The organism is Acidimicrobiales bacterium, from assembly GCA_022452145.1.
Lineage (GTDB): Bacteria > Actinomycetota > Acidimicrobiia > Acidimicrobiales > MedAcidi-G1 > UBA9410.
Map to the genome: position 1 here is coordinate 1 of JAKURY010000015.1, position 15,435 is coordinate 15,435.

At 70.4% G+C, this 15,435-nt stretch carries 15 protein-coding genes; 10 read left to right on the top strand and 5 right to left on the bottom strand.

Annotated elements, in window-relative coordinates; genetic code table 11:
- Positions 1 to 209: 209 nt before the first annotated feature.
- Both MK177_06935 and MK177_06940 read right to left on the bottom strand, forming a co-directional pair.
- A complete protein-coding gene (locus MK177_06935; protein MCH2427053.1) occupies positions 210 to 917 on the bottom strand; it encodes a maleylpyruvate isomerase family mycothiol-dependent enzyme in 708 nt (235 codons plus the stop codon).
- Positions 918 to 1,004: 87 nt separating this feature from the next.
- Entirely contained in the window at positions 1,005 to 1,877 is an 873-nt protein-coding gene (locus tag MK177_06940; GenBank protein ID MCH2427054.1) for a PAC2 family protein, read from the bottom strand.
- Positions 1,878 to 2,012: 135 nt separating this feature from the next.
- Here MK177_06940 and MK177_06945 point away from each other — a divergent pair, with 135 nt between their 5' ends.
- The 3 genes from MK177_06945 to MK177_06955 all read left to right on the top strand — a co-directional run bounded on the left by MK177_06945 (position 2,013) and on the right by MK177_06955 (position 6,304).
- Positions 2,013 to 3,233 (top strand): MFS transporter, encoded by a 1,221-nt coding sequence (locus MK177_06945; protein ID MCH2427055.1) that lies wholly within the window; start codon positions 2,013 to 2,015, stop codon positions 3,231 to 3,233.
- 73 nt (positions 3,234 to 3,306) lie between these two features.
- The gene (locus tag MK177_06950) at positions 3,307 to 5,637 is read left to right on the top strand and encodes an arylsulfatase (GenBank protein ID MCH2427056.1); all 2,331 of its coding nucleotides are present in this window, start codon (positions 3,307 to 3,309) and stop codon (positions 5,635 to 5,637) included.
- Positions 5,638 to 5,680: 43 nt separating this feature from the next.
- On the top strand, positions 5,681 to 6,304 hold the full coding sequence (locus MK177_06955; protein ID MCH2427057.1) for a cysteine hydrolase: 624 nt from the start codon (positions 5,681 to 5,683) through the stop codon (positions 6,302 to 6,304).
- A 31-nt stretch (positions 6,305 to 6,335) separates the two neighbouring features.
- Here MK177_06955 and MK177_06960 read toward each other — a convergent pair whose 3' ends face one another.
- Positions 6,336 to 7,577 (bottom strand): SulP family inorganic anion transporter, encoded by a 1,242-nt coding sequence (locus MK177_06960; protein ID MCH2427058.1) that lies wholly within the window; start codon positions 7,575 to 7,577, stop codon positions 6,336 to 6,338.
- Between the two features lie 76 nt (positions 7,578 to 7,653).
- Between MK177_06960 and MK177_06965 the strand changes: the two genes are divergently transcribed.
- From MK177_06965 to MK177_06980, 4 genes are read left to right on the top strand one after another with little or no spacing between them, the layout of a single operon-like run.
- Complete coding sequence (locus MK177_06965; GenBank protein ID MCH2427059.1) at positions 7,654 to 8,535, top strand: hypothetical protein; 882 nt, start codon at positions 7,654 to 7,656, stop codon at positions 8,533 to 8,535.
- Positions 8,536 to 8,563: 28 nt separating this feature from the next.
- Complete coding sequence (locus tag MK177_06970) at positions 8,564 to 9,088, top strand: hypothetical protein (GenBank protein MCH2427060.1); 525 nt, start codon at positions 8,564 to 8,566, stop codon at positions 9,086 to 9,088.
- Between the two features lie 28 nt (positions 9,089 to 9,116).
- Positions 9,117 to 9,758, top strand: a complete 642-nt coding sequence (locus MK177_06975; protein ID MCH2427061.1) for a DUF3159 domain-containing protein — start codon at positions 9,117 to 9,119, stop codon at positions 9,756 to 9,758.
- 34 nt (positions 9,759 to 9,792) lie between these two features.
- Positions 9,793 to 10,692 (top strand): SDR family oxidoreductase, encoded by a 900-nt coding sequence (locus MK177_06980; protein MCH2427062.1) that lies wholly within the window; start codon positions 9,793 to 9,795, stop codon positions 10,690 to 10,692.
- A gap of 14 nt (positions 10,693 to 10,706) precedes the next feature.
- Here MK177_06980 and MK177_06985 read toward each other — a convergent pair whose 3' ends face one another.
- Positions 10,707 to 11,918, bottom strand: a complete 1,212-nt coding sequence (locus MK177_06985) for a cytochrome P450 (protein ID MCH2427063.1) — start codon at positions 11,916 to 11,918, stop codon at positions 10,707 to 10,709.
- A gap of 79 nt (positions 11,919 to 11,997) precedes the next feature.
- Here MK177_06985 and MK177_06990 point away from each other — a divergent pair, with 79 nt between their 5' ends.
- Positions 11,998 to 12,939 (top strand): alcohol dehydrogenase catalytic domain-containing protein, encoded by a 942-nt coding sequence (locus MK177_06990; protein ID MCH2427064.1) that lies wholly within the window; start codon positions 11,998 to 12,000, stop codon positions 12,937 to 12,939.
- A 44-nt stretch (positions 12,940 to 12,983) separates the two neighbouring features.
- Here MK177_06990 and MK177_06995 read toward each other — a convergent pair whose 3' ends face one another.
- A complete protein-coding gene (locus MK177_06995; protein MCH2427065.1) occupies positions 12,984 to 13,553 on the bottom strand; it encodes an HD domain-containing protein in 570 nt (189 codons plus the stop codon).
- An 83-nt stretch (positions 13,554 to 13,636) separates the two neighbouring features.
- On the opposite strand from MK177_06995, the gene MK177_07000 reads away from it, so the two are divergent.
- Both MK177_07000 and MK177_07005 read left to right on the top strand, forming a co-directional pair.
- A complete protein-coding gene (locus MK177_07000; protein ID MCH2427066.1) occupies positions 13,637 to 14,587 on the top strand; it encodes an ABC transporter ATP-binding protein in 951 nt (316 codons plus the stop codon).
- Positions 14,580 to 15,407: an ABC transporter permease gene (locus MK177_07005; protein ID MCH2427067.1), complete on the top strand. Its 828-nt coding sequence runs from the start codon at positions 14,580 to 14,582 to the stop codon at positions 15,405 to 15,407. Before MK177_07000 ends, MK177_07005 begins: the two co-directional genes overlap by 8 nt.
- Positions 15,408 to 15,435: the final 28 nt, after the last annotated feature.

Sequence of the window (15,435 nt, forward strand, 5' to 3'; positions counted from 1 at the left end):
GGCCTGCGCATGCACTACGAGGCGTGGCTGCAGCTCCGGGGAGAGGCACCGGCGGATCGGCGGATTGGCACTCTCGCCGATCGCAGCCGGGCCCTCGTCCACAACCTCGGGGGCTATCCGGGCGAGATGGTGTCCTTCGTGGGGATCGTCGGCACCGAGCTGGGTTGAGGAGGGCGCCCGCCGGCGCAGGAGCGCCGTCCCGGTTCGCGTCAGGGAGCCATCGCCACCCAGGCGTCGACCACGGCACCATCGCCGAACGACTCCAGGGACGGCAGCCGGCGGTTCCACATGAAGAGGGCCAGGTCGGACGCCGTGCCCCGCACTGCCGCATCGCCCCGGCCGTGCTCGTGTACGACGTTTAGCACGTCGTCCACGGCGGTCAGCAGCCACTCGCCGTCCCCGTCGGTCCGGTGGAGGTGGAGTGATCCTTCCGGGTAGCCGGTCGTGGGTCCCCGCATCTGGTACCTCCAGGCGACGTCGAGGGCCTCGGCGATCCCGTCGGCTGCCAGGTCCGCGTCGATGGGATCGGCGTCGCCGGCGGCGTTCTCGGCATCCCAGCGGTGGATGGCGGTCTCATGGGCGACCCGGCGACCGATCCAACCGACGTCACGACCCTCGGCGGGGCACCAGTTCCAGGCCGGGGCCTCCGGGTCCGCGTCGGCCAGCAGCGCCAGCAGCGCGTCCAGGGCCTCGACGGTTGTCGAGGTGTCGTCGGGATCGGGCCTGGTGGGCCGGTCGGGCGAGGCGGCCGCCACCTGGGTGGCCATGAACCCCCACACGCTCCGCATGTGATCGGCGAGGCCGGTGTTGTCCCAGTCGGGGCAGTGCTCCACCCGGGCATCCGGGGCCCGGTCCACGGCGGCCAGCAGGGCCCTCCCTTCTCGTTCGATTGCGGTCAGGTACCCGGCACGTTCCATGGCCGGAGTCTGGCCCGGCTCGGCCCGGAACGGCCAGTCGTCGGCCGCCGTTTCATGGGCCGCCGGCCATCGGGGTGGGTCGGCGACTCAGGAACCCGGCGGCCCGTCCTGTTCGCGGAGGAAGGCCTCCAACTCGGCGGCCAGGTCGTCGCCCCTGGGCATGAGGTCCTCGCTCTGGTCGACTTGGGACTCCAGCCGGCGCACGTGGGTACTCACCTCGTCGTCGCCGGCCACCGCCTGGTCCACCCGCGACTGCCACTCGGCGGCGGGGCCGTCCAGGTCGGCATGTGCGGTGTCGATGCCGCTGACCTGCTCGAACCGACGGAGCAGGGCGCGGGTGGCCTTGGGATTGGGGGAGTCGGGCAGGTAGTAGGGGACCGAAACCCGCAACGAGATGACCGGCACGCCGGCCCTGTCGAGGGTGTCGTGGAGGACGCCCACCACCCCGGTCGGCCCCTGGTACGACGGCCGGTCCAGGCCCAGTCGGTCGGCCAGGTCGCGGTTCGTGGAGCTTCCGGTGACCGCCGGAGGCCGGGTGTGGGGCGACATGCCGCTCATGGACCCGAGCGTCACCACCATCCGTGACTCGGACCGGATAGCCGCCTCCAGCAGGGCCTCGGTGAACGTCCGCCACCTGAGGTGGGGTTCGACGCCGGACACCAGCACCAGGTCGCGTTGGCCCTCAGCGGTCCGGACGGCCAGCACCCGGTTGGTGGCCCAGCGGATCCAGCGCACGTCGTGGTCGTCGAACTCCACGACCGGTCGTTCCTGGGTGAAGTCGAAGAACGTCTCAGGGTCGACGTCGCCGACCTGCACGCTGCCGAGGCGTTCGGCCAGCCACTCAACCGCTGAGGTGGCCGATCCGGCGGCGTCGAACAGCCCGCGGAAGGCCACGACCAGGATCGGACGGTCCAACCCTGCGGCCAGCTGGTCGTCGGCAGTCCACCGGAGCTCCTCCATTCCGACAGGTTCGCAGATGGAACCACCGGATCGGGGACCGGCCGCAGGGTCGGGGCCTGTTGCCGGATCGGGGACCGGCCGCAGGGGCCCGTGCCGGGTCAGGCCCGCTGGACGACGCCGTGCGAGCATCCGACTGTGACGACCGCCGGGGACCACCGCCACCCGTACCGGTGGGTCCTGTTCGTCGGGATCTGCGGCGTCTACTTCGCCTTCGGGGTGGTGGCCATGTCGGTTCCCCCGCTGGTGGGCGAGGTCCGGGCCGACCTGGGCCTCAGCCGCGGCGCCATGGGCCTGGCCCTCGGAGCCTGGCAGCTCGTCTACATAGTGAGCGCACCGATAGGCGGCCGCCTGATCGACCGACTGGGCGTCCACCGCGGCATCCTGCTCGGGTCGCTGGTGGTCATGGCGAGCGGGTTCGTCCGTGCGGCCGCCGGTGGCTTCGGCACCTTCTGGCTGGCCATCTCCCTGTTCGGGGTGGGTGGCCCGCTCATCTCGGCGGGAGCCCCGAAGGCCGTGAGCCTATGGTTCACAGCAGAGCGGGAGCGCCGCCTGGCCATCGGCGTCTACAGCACCATGCCGGCCATCGGGGGAATGGCGACCCTCGTACTCTCCAACTCCGTCCTCATGCCGTTGACCGGCTCGTGGCGGGCAACCGTTGTCATCGAGACGGGCCTGATGGTCGTCGCCCTGCTCGCCTGGCTGGTGGTCTCGGGTCGTGCACCCGACCCGCCTGCCGCTGTCACGCCGCCTAGTGGTGTCGTCGTCGTCGGCCGACGGGGCCTGTTGGCGAGCTCCGAGTTCCGGCTGATCCTGGTGCTGGGCCTCGGCGTGTTCTTCGTCGGCCACGGCCTCGGGGGTTGGATGCCCGAGGTACTCAGGGAGCACAGCGGGTTCTCACCGATGGCGGCGGCCAACTGGGCGGCGCTGGGTGGCCTCGTGGGCGTGGTCGCCTCCCTCGTCGTTCCCCGTAGCACCGAACGCCGGCGCCTCCCGACGACGATGGCCGCCATGCTGCTGCTGGTCGCCGTGGGCGTGGTTGCCATCGTCATCCTCCCCACGGTTCTGGATCCGATTCCCGTCGCCATGGCCGGGGTGCGGTCTGCCATGGTCCCGCTGGCGCTGGTGGCCCTAATGGAGTCCGAGGGCGTGGACGGGTCCAACACCGGCGTCGCCTACGGCCTCTGGTTCGCGGTGGCCGAGGTCGGTGGCGTGACCGGACCCCTGGTGCTGGGCCGCGTGGCCGACACCTCGGCCGGCTTCGGTGGAGCGCTCGTCCTCGTGGCCCTGGTGTGTGTCGCCATGCTCGTTCCGATTGCCCGGCTCCGGCGGTTCACCGACACGGGTCTCCGCCGGTGATCCGGACCCGGAGTAGTTTCGGCGGTGGCCTGACGGGAGGTCAGGCATCCCGGCAGCACCGGGCGGGAGCCCCATGACCACCAACGACACTGGAGCCGACCCGACTGAGGCCTATGCGGGCTTTCGGGGCGAGGTCGGTCGGATCATGTCCACCTCGACCCCTGACTGGCCACAGCCCCCGACGGCTCCTGACGGCGCGCCCAACGTGCTGGTCGTGCTGGTGGACGACCTCGGGTACAGCGACGTCGGGTGCTACGGCTCCGAGGTGGACACCCCGAACATCGACCGGTTGGCCGCCGAAGGCCTGCGCTACGCCAACTTCCACGTCAACCCCATGTGCTCGCCCACACGGGCATCCCTGCTCACAGGGCTGAACCACCACCTGGCCGGTGTGGGCACCGTGTGCCACATGGAGCCGGGCTTTCCCGGCTACGCGGCGACCATCAGGGAGGACGCAGTCACGATGGGTGGGGTCCTGAGGGATGCCGGCTGGTCGACGCTCATGGTCGGCAAGTGGCACCTCTGTCCGGACTCGCAGCTCACCGAGGCCGGTCCCCGGAACGGCTGGCCGTGCCAGAAGGGCTTCGACCGCTTCTACGGGATCCTGGACGGCTTCACGAACTTCCACCAGCCCCACCGCCTATACGAGGACAACCGGGCCCTGGACATCGACGACTTCCCCGACGGCTACTACTTCACCGACGACCTGACCGACCGGGCCCTCGGCATGGTCGCCGAACTCCGGGACGGGCACCCCCGCAGGCCGTGGTTTCTGTACTTCGCCCACGGGGCGGTCCATGCTCCGCTGCAGGCCAAGCCTGCTGACATCGGAAAGTACCGGGGTCGCTACGAGGCGGGCTGGGACGAGGTCCGCCGTCGCCGCTTCGAACGCCAGAAGGAGCTCGGGATCATGGCGGCCGACGTCGTGCTGCCACCCCGCAACACCGAGGAGGGCTACGCCGTCAAGGCGTGGGACGACCTGTCGGCGATGGAGAGGGAGCTATTCGCCAGGTACCAGGAGATCTTCGCCGGCATGGTCGACAACGTCGACCAGAACCTGGGTCGCCTCCGAGACGGGCTGGAGGCCATGGGCGAGTGGGAGAACACGATCGTCGTGTTCACCTCGGACAACGGCGGGAGCAGGGAGGGGCTGGACAACGGCACGTCGGCCTACTTCCGCACGCTGATCGGCCAGACCCGCACCAACCCGTTGGACTCCGTCGAGCTCGACCACTCGCGCCTGGACCTGATGGGCGGACCCAGGACCCTGCCCCACTATCCGTCGGGCTGGGCGATGGTGTCGGGCACGCCCTTCCGCCTCTACAAGATCAACACCCACCAGGGCGGCCACCAGGTGCCGTTCATCCTCTCGAAGGGTTCGGGCCTGCCAGGCGGAGGCGGCATCCGTCGCCAGTACCAGCACGTCACCGACCTGCTGCCCACCCTGCTGGACCTCGTCGGCGTCGACATGCCGACCACCGTGCACGGGCGACCCGTTCCGGCCCCGGCAGGGGCCAGCTTCACGCCGTCGATCCACGACGGGGCGGCGGCCAGCACCCATCCCGAGCAGTACTACGAGCAGATGGGGCACCGGGGTATGTACCGCGACGGCTGGTCGGCCGTCGTCTGCCGGAAGCCACGCACGCCGTTCAGCGACGAGGTCTGGGAGCTGCACGACCTGGAAGAGGATCCGACGGAGAGTCGGAACCTGGCCGACGAGCACCCGGAGAAGGTCGCCGAGCTGGTCGACGCCTGGGAGCGGGCGGCCTGGGCCAACCAGGTGTTCCCGCTGGACGAGGGCAACAACGTCAAGAACCTGCTCAGGCCACCGTGGAACGCCGAGATGGAGGCAGAGGCCCGCTTCCTGCCCGACAGCCCGACCACCGAGCGCTACCGGTCCCTGCAACTCGTCAACTCCCGTTCGTTCGAGGTCGAGGTCTCGCTGGACCTGGCTGCCGGCGACCGCGGCACGCTGGTGGCCCACGGCGACCAGGGCGGCGGCTACGCCCTCTACGTGGTCGACGACCGGCTGCTCCTGGCGTGGAACGGCTACGGCTCCATGACCGAGGTCGACGGGGGTCCGGTGGTCGCAGGCACGTCGTCGATCCTGCTGGTGGTCGAGGCTGTGGGGAACCTGGCCGTGCACGTCGAGCTGAGGGTGGACGGGACGGTCGTGGCCGGTGCCCGCGACCTGCCGGCTCTCACCGCGATGGCGCCGTTCCAGGGCATAGACGTGGGCATCGACAGGCGTTCGCCGGTGTCGTGGTCGATCCGGGAGAGGTACGGGACCTTCACGTGGTCCGGGACCCTGCACCACGTGACCTACCGTCCGGGGGAGCCTGCCCCCGACGCCGGGCCGCGCTGGCTGGATGTCCTGCGCGAGGCGGGCACCAGGTTCGAGTAGGCGACCCGGGGATCCCCCGGGCGGACGGGAAACGGAGTCGAGGATGGACCTGCAGGAGTTGGTCGGTCCGGCGCACACGGCGCTGTGCATCGTGGAGTGCCAGAACGGGGTGGTCGGGCCGGAGTCCAGCATGGCTGCCGTGGCCGATGCCGTGGCCAAGGCCGGATTGCTGTCCCGCCTGGGTGGCCTGGCCGCAGCGGCACGCACCGCCGGGGTGAAGGTGGTGCACGCCACGTTCCACTCGAGGGCCGACCAGTGGGGCGGCAACCGGAACTCCCGCCTCTTCGCTGCGGCCAGGAGGGCCGATGTGCAGCAGGTGGTCGGGACGCCGGCCGTGGATCCGACACCAGAGCTTGGCTACGAGCTGGGTGTCGACGTGGTCCTGCCCCGCTTCCACGGACTCTCGGCAGACTCAGGCAGCGGGCTGTCGGCCATGCTCCACAACGAGGGGATCACCACCGTGGTAGTCGCCGGGGTGACCCTAAACGTGGCCATCCCCAACACCGTCTTCGACCTCGTCAACGCCGGCTTCCAGGTCGTGGTGCCGACCGACGGATCGGTGGCCACCCCCGTGGCCTACGGCGACCAGGTGCTCGCCCACACCCTGGCCTACGTGGCGACCCTCAGCGACGTGACGACCCTCACCGAGGCCTGGCTGCAGGCCTGATACGACCGGCCCGAAGGGCCTCGGTCCGGCCTCAGGGCCGACGGCGGCGCAGGCCGACGGCCAGCGAGACCAGGATCCCCACCAGGACCCCCTGTTCGACCCGTGGGCTGAGGGCCAGGGTGGCGCAGAACGTCACCCACGCCACGACTGCGTTGGACTGCGAACGCCGGGCCATTCCCAGGAGCTGCCTGGGTTTCACCAGGCCGACCACGGCCGCGATGACCACCCCGCCAAGGGTGGCCCGGGGGAGCGGGGCCAGAACGTCGGCGAACGGCAGGAAGGCCAGCACGGTGGCTCCGGTGACCAGGCCGGACCAGCGCGTCCTGGCCCCGGCCAGTCGGTTCAGCGACGACCGGCTGAAGGATCCACCCACCGGGAACGACCCGGAGACGGCGGCGGCCACGTTGGCCACTCCCGAGCTCACGAATTCCCGGCTGGCACTCCACCGCTGGCAGTCCGCCTCGGCGAACACCCGGGCGATGGAGGCCGGCTCGGCGAAGCCCACCAGGGCGATGAGGATGCCGCCGACCAGCAGCGAGCCGGTCGAGCCCCAGGGGAGGTCCAGCGAGAGGGTGGGGAGGTCCGTCGGCACGTTGCCGACCACCGGTCCGTCGTATCCGGTCATTCGGCTGACCACGAGGCTGCCCCCGACGGCGATGAGGGCACCGGGAAACATCCTGTGCACGACCCTGCGACCTGCCAGCACCAGCAGGACGGTCGTGGCGGCTATGGCCAACGACGCTCCTTCCCAGTCGCCGGGATGGCCCAGCGACCAACCGGCCCGCCAGAGCACCCCACCCCCCGGGGCCGCTGCGCCGACTGACTTCGGAAACTGCGAGGCCAGGATCAGGATTGCCGCCGCAGAGGTGAATCCGGTGACCACCGGGTCACGCATCAGGTGGGTGACCACGCCCAACCGGAAGAGCCCCAGCAGCAGACGGGTGACGCCGACCACCAGGGCGAGCAGGGCGGCCAGCGCCACGTAGTCGGTGCTGCCGGGGTCGGCCAGGCTGGCCAGCACACCGAAGGTCAGCAGGCTGGTGAGCGCCACCGGTCCCGTCTGGAGGTATGGCGATGAGGCGAAGAGGGCAAACAGGATCGGTGGCAGCGCCGAGGCGAAGAGCCCCAGGTGGGACGGCAGCCCGGCCAACTCGGCGTAGGCCATCGACTGGGGGATCAGCACCATTGCCACGCTCAGCCCGGCCACCACGTCGGCGGGGACCGGCCGGCTCGGGGGAACGGTGAGGGGCTCGGTGGTCGCTCCGTCGGTCACCTCGGCACCCTAGGTGCCCCGTCGCCGGGTCCTGCCGACCCGGTCCGAGGTCAGCTGCTGTTGGTAGCGTCGGGCGATGGCCGGTGGACGGGGCAGCATGCGGCCCACAGGTACGCCTCGCCACGAGTTGCCGGTGGACGGCGTGCCGATCAGGCCGGCAGCCACGATCCTGCTGGTGGCCGACCGGCCGGACCTGCACGTCCTGACCCTGCGACGGACCGACGCATCCACGTTCGTGGCCGGGCACACCCTGTTTCCCGGTGGCGCGGTGGACGAGGGTGACCACGACCCACGCTGGCCGTCGCTGGTTACCGGATTGTCGGCCAGCGCCGCTGCGGAGCGGCTGGGAGTGGCCGACGGCCTGGGGTTCTGGACCGCAGCGGTCCGCGAGACGCTGGAGGAGGTCGGCGTGGCGGTCGGTACCGGGGATCCCGTGTTGGCCGCCCGACTGGTGGAGGGCCGCCGTGACCTGGAGGCAGGGCGGATCGGCCTGGTCGACCTGGTCCGGGAGAGCGGGACCAGCCTGGACCTGTCGGGCATCCACGCCGTGGCCCGGTGGGTGACGCCGATGCCCAGCATCAAGCGGTACGACACGTACTTCTTCGTGGCCACCGTGGACCCGAACGTCCAGCCGGAGGTGGACGGACGCGAGGCGGTGCACGCCGAGTGGTGCAGGCCGGCGGACGTCCTGGAGCGGTGGCGGGCCGGCGAGCTCACGATGATCAGCCCGACTATCAGCATGTTCCAGCGGCTGGCCTCCCACGTTTCGGCCACCGGCGTGCTGTCCGCAGCAGAGGCCGGCGGACCCGTGCTGAGGGCCCGGATCCTCGACGACTCGACCACGCCGGTCCGCTTCGAGGGGGATCCGGGCTTCAACGAGCCGGGGACCAGGGAGAGCCTGGGCTGGGTGTGGCTTCCTGCCGGGGACCGCCCCGACCCCACGACCGGGTGGGCCTGACCCGACCAGCGCCCGTAGAATTGGCTTCGTGTCCGCTCCCTCCCACGTCCCCACGCCGGTCGTCCGCTCCAGCGATCGCTCCTACTCCGGCCCACTGCGCCGCCTGGGTCCCTGGCGGGCCGGACGCCCCGGTGAGGTGGTCGACCAGGGTGGCCAGCCCAGCGGCACCAGCCTTGGCAGCCAGGGACCGGACCAGGGCTTCGCATTCCGCCTCGCCCGGTCGTTCGTGCCGCGCCTCCGCCTGGGTGCGGGCGAGCGGGTGCCCGATGTGGTCGCCGGTTGCGTCGGCGTGGCCCTCAAGCGGGCGGCCCTGTCCGGTCGGGCTCCGATGGTCGCCGACCTGGAGGTGGCCTTCAGCCTGTTCGGATTCATGGACGAGCCGCCCACCGACGAACGCCTGGCCGATCGGCGGCGCCTGTTCGCCGAGGCCTCCCACCACCACAACTACGCCGAGGTGCGACGCATAGTCGACCTCGTCCCGAACAGTGCGCTGGGTGCGGACGGCGAGCCGGGTCCGGACGCGGCGAGCGTCGCTTCTGCCCGCGCCCACTGAGCCGGTCCGACCCGGAACCCGGTCCACGGTGATCCCCGAGCCAACCGGAACGCCCGACGCCCGGAAGGGGCGGGTCCTCGACTCGGTCATCCCGATCGCCCTGTTCCTGGTGCTGAACCGGGTGTGGGGCCTGGGTGCCGGGGTGGCGGGTGCGACGTTGTGGAGCATCAAGGTTGCGGTCGACCGCCGCCGTCGCGGGGAGGCCGTAGGCCAGTACCTGCCGATCCTGGTGGCCTACCTGGTGGTACGGGCCATCGTCGGAATCCTCACCGATTCGGAAGCCGTCTACTTCGGGATCGGCATCGGGACAAAGGCGGCCATCGGCGTGGCCCTGGTCGCGACCGTCGTGGCGGGTCGTCCGGTACTCGCCCGCTATGCCCCGATGGTCGTCCCGTTCAGCGCCGACACGAAGGCCCACCCCGTCTACCTCCGGGTGATGGGCCGGCTGACCGTGTTCCTGGGCCTGTACCAGTTGCTGACGTCGGCGTGGGACATCTGGCTGTTCAACCGGACGTCGACGGACGGCTACGTGCTGATCCGGTTCGCGGTCGGCTGGCCCGCAGGCACCATCGCAACGATGGTCGCCTTCGCCTACGCCGATCGGGCCCTGCGACCCATCCCCGACTACCCCGGGATCCTCGACCTGATGGAAGGGTCCGCGGACGGTTGACCGTAGGCCCGAATGGGTCGCCGGGGTTTCGCCGGTGGGAGGATCTTCCGTCGGGGACGACGAGGGAGGCGACCTGATGGCCGATGGGGATCTTCGGGGCTACGGGGTGCTGGTGACAGGTGGAGGTACCGGCATCGGACGAGCTTGCGCCGAGGCGCTGGCTGCCGACGGCGCCGTGGTGACGATCTGCGGGCGGACCGAATCCCGACTCACCGATGCTGTCGACCGCATCCGGCCGGGCCACGGTGGCAGCGTGCACCACCTGGTGGCCGATGTGACGTCGGAAGACGACGTACGCGCGGCGGTGGCCGCCACGGTCGCCAACGCCGGGAACCTCCGGGGCGTTGTGGCCAACGCAGGTGGCGGTGGCGGCCTAGGGCCGTACCACCTCCAGGACCTCGCCCAGTTCGAGGCGGTTCTGCGCCTCAACGTGATCGGCACGATGCTGTGCGTTAAGCATGCGGTGCCCGAGATGGTGGCTTCGGGAGGCGGCTCGTTCGTCGGCATGTCGTCGATCGCAGGCCACCAGAATCACGTCCACTTCGGCGCCTATCCGGTGGCCAAGGCGGGGATCGAGGCGATGATGCGGAACGCCGCCGACGAGTTCGGCCGGTCCAACGTGAGGTTCAACGCCATCCGCCCCGGCTTCATCGCCACCGAGATGATGGAGTTCGTGCCGCGTGACAGCGAGGTCTATGCCGGCTACGTGCGCAATACGCCCCTGGCGCCGACCTCGGACACGGGCGTCGGGGCACCGTCCGACGTGGGAGCGTTGGCCAGGTTCCTGGTCGGTCCGGAGTCGCGCTGGATCACCGGGACGGCCATAAACGTCGACGGCGGCCAGGCGTTGCGGGCCGGACCCGACTTCTCCCCGTTCATCGCCCCGTCGCTCGGCGACGAGGTCATGGCCGGCAACAGGCCCGGGGACGGCTGACCCCACGGCGGCCGTCAGGCCGCGTCGAACTCCAGATGGGCCCGGCGGAGGCCGTAGACGAAGGCGTTCGGCATCTCCACTGGCGCGGTTCCCGGCTTCAGGCGCAGGTCGACGACCCGCTGAACGAACTCCTCGAAGAACACCCGGACCTCCAGGCGGGCCAGGGCTGCGCCCAGGCAGAAGTGAGTGCCGAACCCGAATGCCAGGTGGTTGTTGGGGGTCCGGGTGACGTCGAACTTCTCGGGGTCGTCGAAGTGCAGCGGGTCCCTGTTGGCCGACGAGTACATGAGGAGGAGCTGGTCTCCGGCCCGGACCGACGTGCCGGCCACCTCGGTGTCGGTGGCGGCCGTCCGGCACATGTTGTGGATGGGCGTCACCCACCGGATGAACTCCTCGGTGGCCACCGTCAGGTCGGCGCCGTCGCGGAGCAGGGCCCACTGTTCGGGTCGTTGCGCCAACTCCACGAGCGTCCGGGCTATCACCGTCCGCGTGGTCTCGGCCCCACCGTCCAGGAGCAGCAGGCAGTCGGAGATCATCTCGTCCAGGCCGAAGTCGTGGCCTTCGAGGCCCTTCCGTTCACGGTCGATCCATACCGTCATGACGTCGTCCATCGGACAGCCCTCGGTCACCGTGAGCTTCTTGGCCTCGTAGAGCTCTGCGGCCGCCCCGGCGAATTCCATTGCCGCGGCGACCCCGTCGTGGTCGTGGTAGCGGGGTCCGCCTCCGAGGGCGATGGTCCTCTCCGACCAATCCTGGAGTTGCGGCCACATGTCGTGGGGGAACCCGAGCAGCAGGCCGATCATCTGGGCTGGTAGCGGTGCTGCCAGCTGACTAATGACCTCGGCTTCGCCGGCCGGGAGCACGGCGTCCAGCAGGCCTGTGACCACGCCGCGCACGTGGTCCTCCCACCGACCGGCCGCCCGCGGGGTGAACCGACGGGACACCAGGTTGCGTCGGACAGTGTGGTGGGGGTCGTCCAGGCCGATGATGGACCGGTCGGCTGGGATGTTCGGTCGGTAGCCGCGCTCGGTTCCCGAGGAGATGAAGGTGGCCTTGTCCCTCTCGATGGAGACGATGTCGTCGTAGCGGGAGATCCCCCAGAGGTCGTTGACGGTGTCACGGTGGACGGGATCGTGCTCGCGGAGCCAGGCGTAGGTGGGGTACGGGTCGGTGACGTAGAAGTCGCCGTCCAGCAGGTCGATGGAGCGCGGCTCGCTGTTGCCCATGGTGGGATCGTACGGTCGGGTCGTCGACCGACGGCAAGTGGGCGCGGCCCGCGGCGGTCGACATCGGGGAGGGGGCGCCATGCGAGCCGTACGGACGATCGACGCTGCGTTCCGGGTGGTGGAGGTGGACGAGCCCGGGGGCGACGGCGTGCTCGTCGAGGTGGCGTCCGCCGGAATCTGCGGCTCCGACCTGCACATGGCGGGGTTCGGGCTGACCAACACCTTCGGCCACGAGGTGGCCGGCCACCTCGCCGACGGCACGGCGGTCGCCGTCCAGCCCACGCTGACCTGTGGTACCTGCGACCGTTGCGCGGCCGGTAGCGCCCAGCAGTGCCGCTCCATGGCCCTCTACGGCCTGGCCATGGATGGTGGAATGGCCGACCGCATGGTGGTCCATGAGTCCTGTCTGGTCCCGCTGGCCGCCGGCGTCCCCGTCGGAGATGCCTGCCTGGTCGAGCCGATTGCCGTGTCGGTGCACGCCGTGAACGTCGCCGAGGTGCAGCCCGGCCACCGGGTGCTCGTCGTGGGCGGGGGGACCATTGGCCTGACCGCGGTGGCGGCAGCCCGACGGGCCGGCGCCGACGTGGACCTGTCGGCCCGCCATCCCCACCAGGTCGAGTCCGGGGAACGCTTGGGCGCCGGAACGGCTGCGTCAGGCGAGTACGACGTGGTCATAGAGGCCGCAGGCACCGAGAGCGCCCTGGTGTCGGCCATCGACCACGCCCGCCCGGGTGGGACGGTCTCGATACCGGCCGTCTACTGGGAGGGGATCACCATCCCGAACATCATGTCCATGTTCCTGAAGGAGGTCAGCCTCAGGCCGTCGTCCATGTACGGCTGTTCGGGACGCCACGGGCCGGACGTACGGGAGATCGACGAGGCGGCGACCCTGCTGGCGGCGGTTCCCGAGCTCTCCGACGCGGTCATCACCCACCGGTTCACCCTGGACGACGCCCCCGAGGCCTTCCGGGTGGCCGCCGATCGTCCGGCCGGGGCCATCAAGGTGGTGTTGGAGCCCTAGGACGGTGCCGTACGCGCGGATCCCGTAGTCCCGGTGACGGCGCCTCAGGCCAGGGTCACCGACGGGAGCGGGTACCGGCTGTCGCGCGAGAACACCTCGCGCACCAGCGGCTCGAACTCCTCGAGTGCCATCTCGTCGTAGTTCCGCTCGAAGCAGTTCTGGTCGTACTCGGCGCAGAACGCCGCGCAGTCGTCGAACCACCGGTGTTCCCGGAACTGCTCACGGGCGTCAGGGTCCGCTCCGAGGTGGTGGAAGTAGTAGTACCCCTGGAACACGCCGTGGTGCCGGATGATCCAGTGGGTGCGTTCGTCCACGTAGGGCCGAAGGATGTCGGCGGCCACCGCGCTGTGGTTCTCCGGGGCGATGGGATCGCCAACGTCGTGCAGTAGGGCGGCCACCACCATCTCGTCGTCCTCGCCGTTGCGCAGCGCCCGGGTGGCGCTCTGCAGGCTGTGGTGGAACCGGTCCACCGGGTAGCCCAGCAGCGGGCCCTCCATGGCCTTGAGAGTCGCCAGGAGGTGGTCGGCGAGGTGGGCGGCCTTGTGGGCGACCAGCTCGCGGCAGATCAGCTCGTAGTCCTCCGGGGTGCCGTCCACCATGTGTTCGAAGCTCACGGTCTCCATGGGAGCGAAGTCTGGCAGGCCGACGCACGGGACGGGAGCTCGGTGCTGCGAGGTCGACCGGTAAGGTCGCCGCCGTGCCAGCGGTCGCCGTATCCAACCTCACCAGGTCGTACGGCGACGTGCTGGCAGTCGACGACCTGTCCTTCACCGTGGAGCCCGGCGAGGTGTTTGCCCTGCTGGGGCCTAACGGAGCTGGCAAGTCGACCACGCTCGAGATCCTGGAGGGCCACAGGAGTCGGGACGGCGGCTCGGTGGACGTGCTCGGGCGGGATCCCGGAGACGGTGATCGGGAGTTGCGGGATCGCATCGGAATCGTCCTCCAGGAGGTCGGGATCGAGCGTGAGCTGACCGTACGCGAGGTGCTGGAGCACTACGGCGCCTGCTACACGCGGCGCCGTCCGGTGGACGAGGTGCTGGCCCTCGTCGGCCTGGATGGCCTCGGTGACCGGCGGACCCATCGCATGTCCGGCGGGCAGAAGCGGCGCATCGACCTGGCGACCGGCCTGATCGGTGATCCGGACCTGCTGTTCCTGGACGAGCCGACCACCGGCTTCGACCCGTCGGCACGGCGCCAGGCCTGGGAGGTGGTCGACGGCCTGCGGTTGTTGGGAAAGACGATCCTGCTGACCAGCCACTATATGGACGAGGTCGAGGCGTTGGCCGACCGCGCCTTGGTCATCGTCGGGGGTCGGGCGGTAGCCACCGGTACCCCCGACGAACTACGGGGCAGCGCCGGTAGGGAGACGCTGATACGGGTCCGGTTCCCCGTGGAGGTGAGCGGAACGGTGGACGGCCTGCTGGCCGCGCTGGTGGGCAGGGCCTCTGTGCGCAACGGGGTGCTGGAGGTCCGGACACCAGCACCGACCGCGGATCTCCACCACCTCACCACGTGGGCCGTCGACCGCGGGCTGGAGCTTGACGGCCTGGAGGTCAACCGTCCCACCCTTGAGGACGTGTACCTGGACCTCATCGGCCACGCCGGCGATGCCGACGGCCCGGACAGCCGGGCGGCCCCCGATGGCTGACCGCTTCCCCTCGTCGCTGGGGCTGCTGGCCCGACAGATCGGCTACCAGAACCGCCTGTTTCGGCGGACGGCGATCTCGGCGTTCTTCACGCTGGCCTTTCCGCTCATCTTCCTGCTCCTCGTCGGGGCGATGTTCGGCGACATCGACGTGGCTCCAGGTCAGGTGGTCGCCGCTGCGCAGTTCTACGCCCCGGTCCTGGCGGTGTTCACCGCCGTGTCGGCCACCTACACCAACATCGGGATCGTCACGGCGATCTACCGGGACGAGGGGGTCCTCATGCGGATCCGCAGCACGCCCCTGCCCCGATGGGTCTACATGGGCGGGGTGGTCGGCTCCGGTGTCTTCATCGCCGTGCTCGGCTCGCTGATAATGCTCGCCGTGGGCTTCGGGTTGTACGGCCTCGAGATGGAGGCAGACAGGATTCCGGTGGCCGTGGTCACCTTCGTCGTGGGGGTGGCCTCGTTCTCCCTGCTGGGCCTGGCCCTTGCATCGGTCACGCCCTCCGGGCAGTCGGCGCCGGCGTTGGCCAACGCCACCATCCTGCCGCTGGCGTTCATATCCAACGTGTTCATCGTGGTGCCCGACCCGGCACGCTGGCTGGACGTGGCCGGCGACGTCTTCCCGCTCAAGCCCTTCGTGGAGGCTTTCTACGCCGCCTTCGATCCGTTCCGGACCGGTTCGGCGTGGGAGCCGGGCCTGCTGGCCCGGATCGCCGCCTGGGGCCTGCTCGGCGCCCTCGTCGCAGTCCGTCGATTCAAGTGGGAGCCGTCGACCGGTGCCGGACTGGGGGGCACCCGGGGCCGTCGTACCCGGGGCTGACCCGCAGCTGGCCGGTCCTACGCAGCCG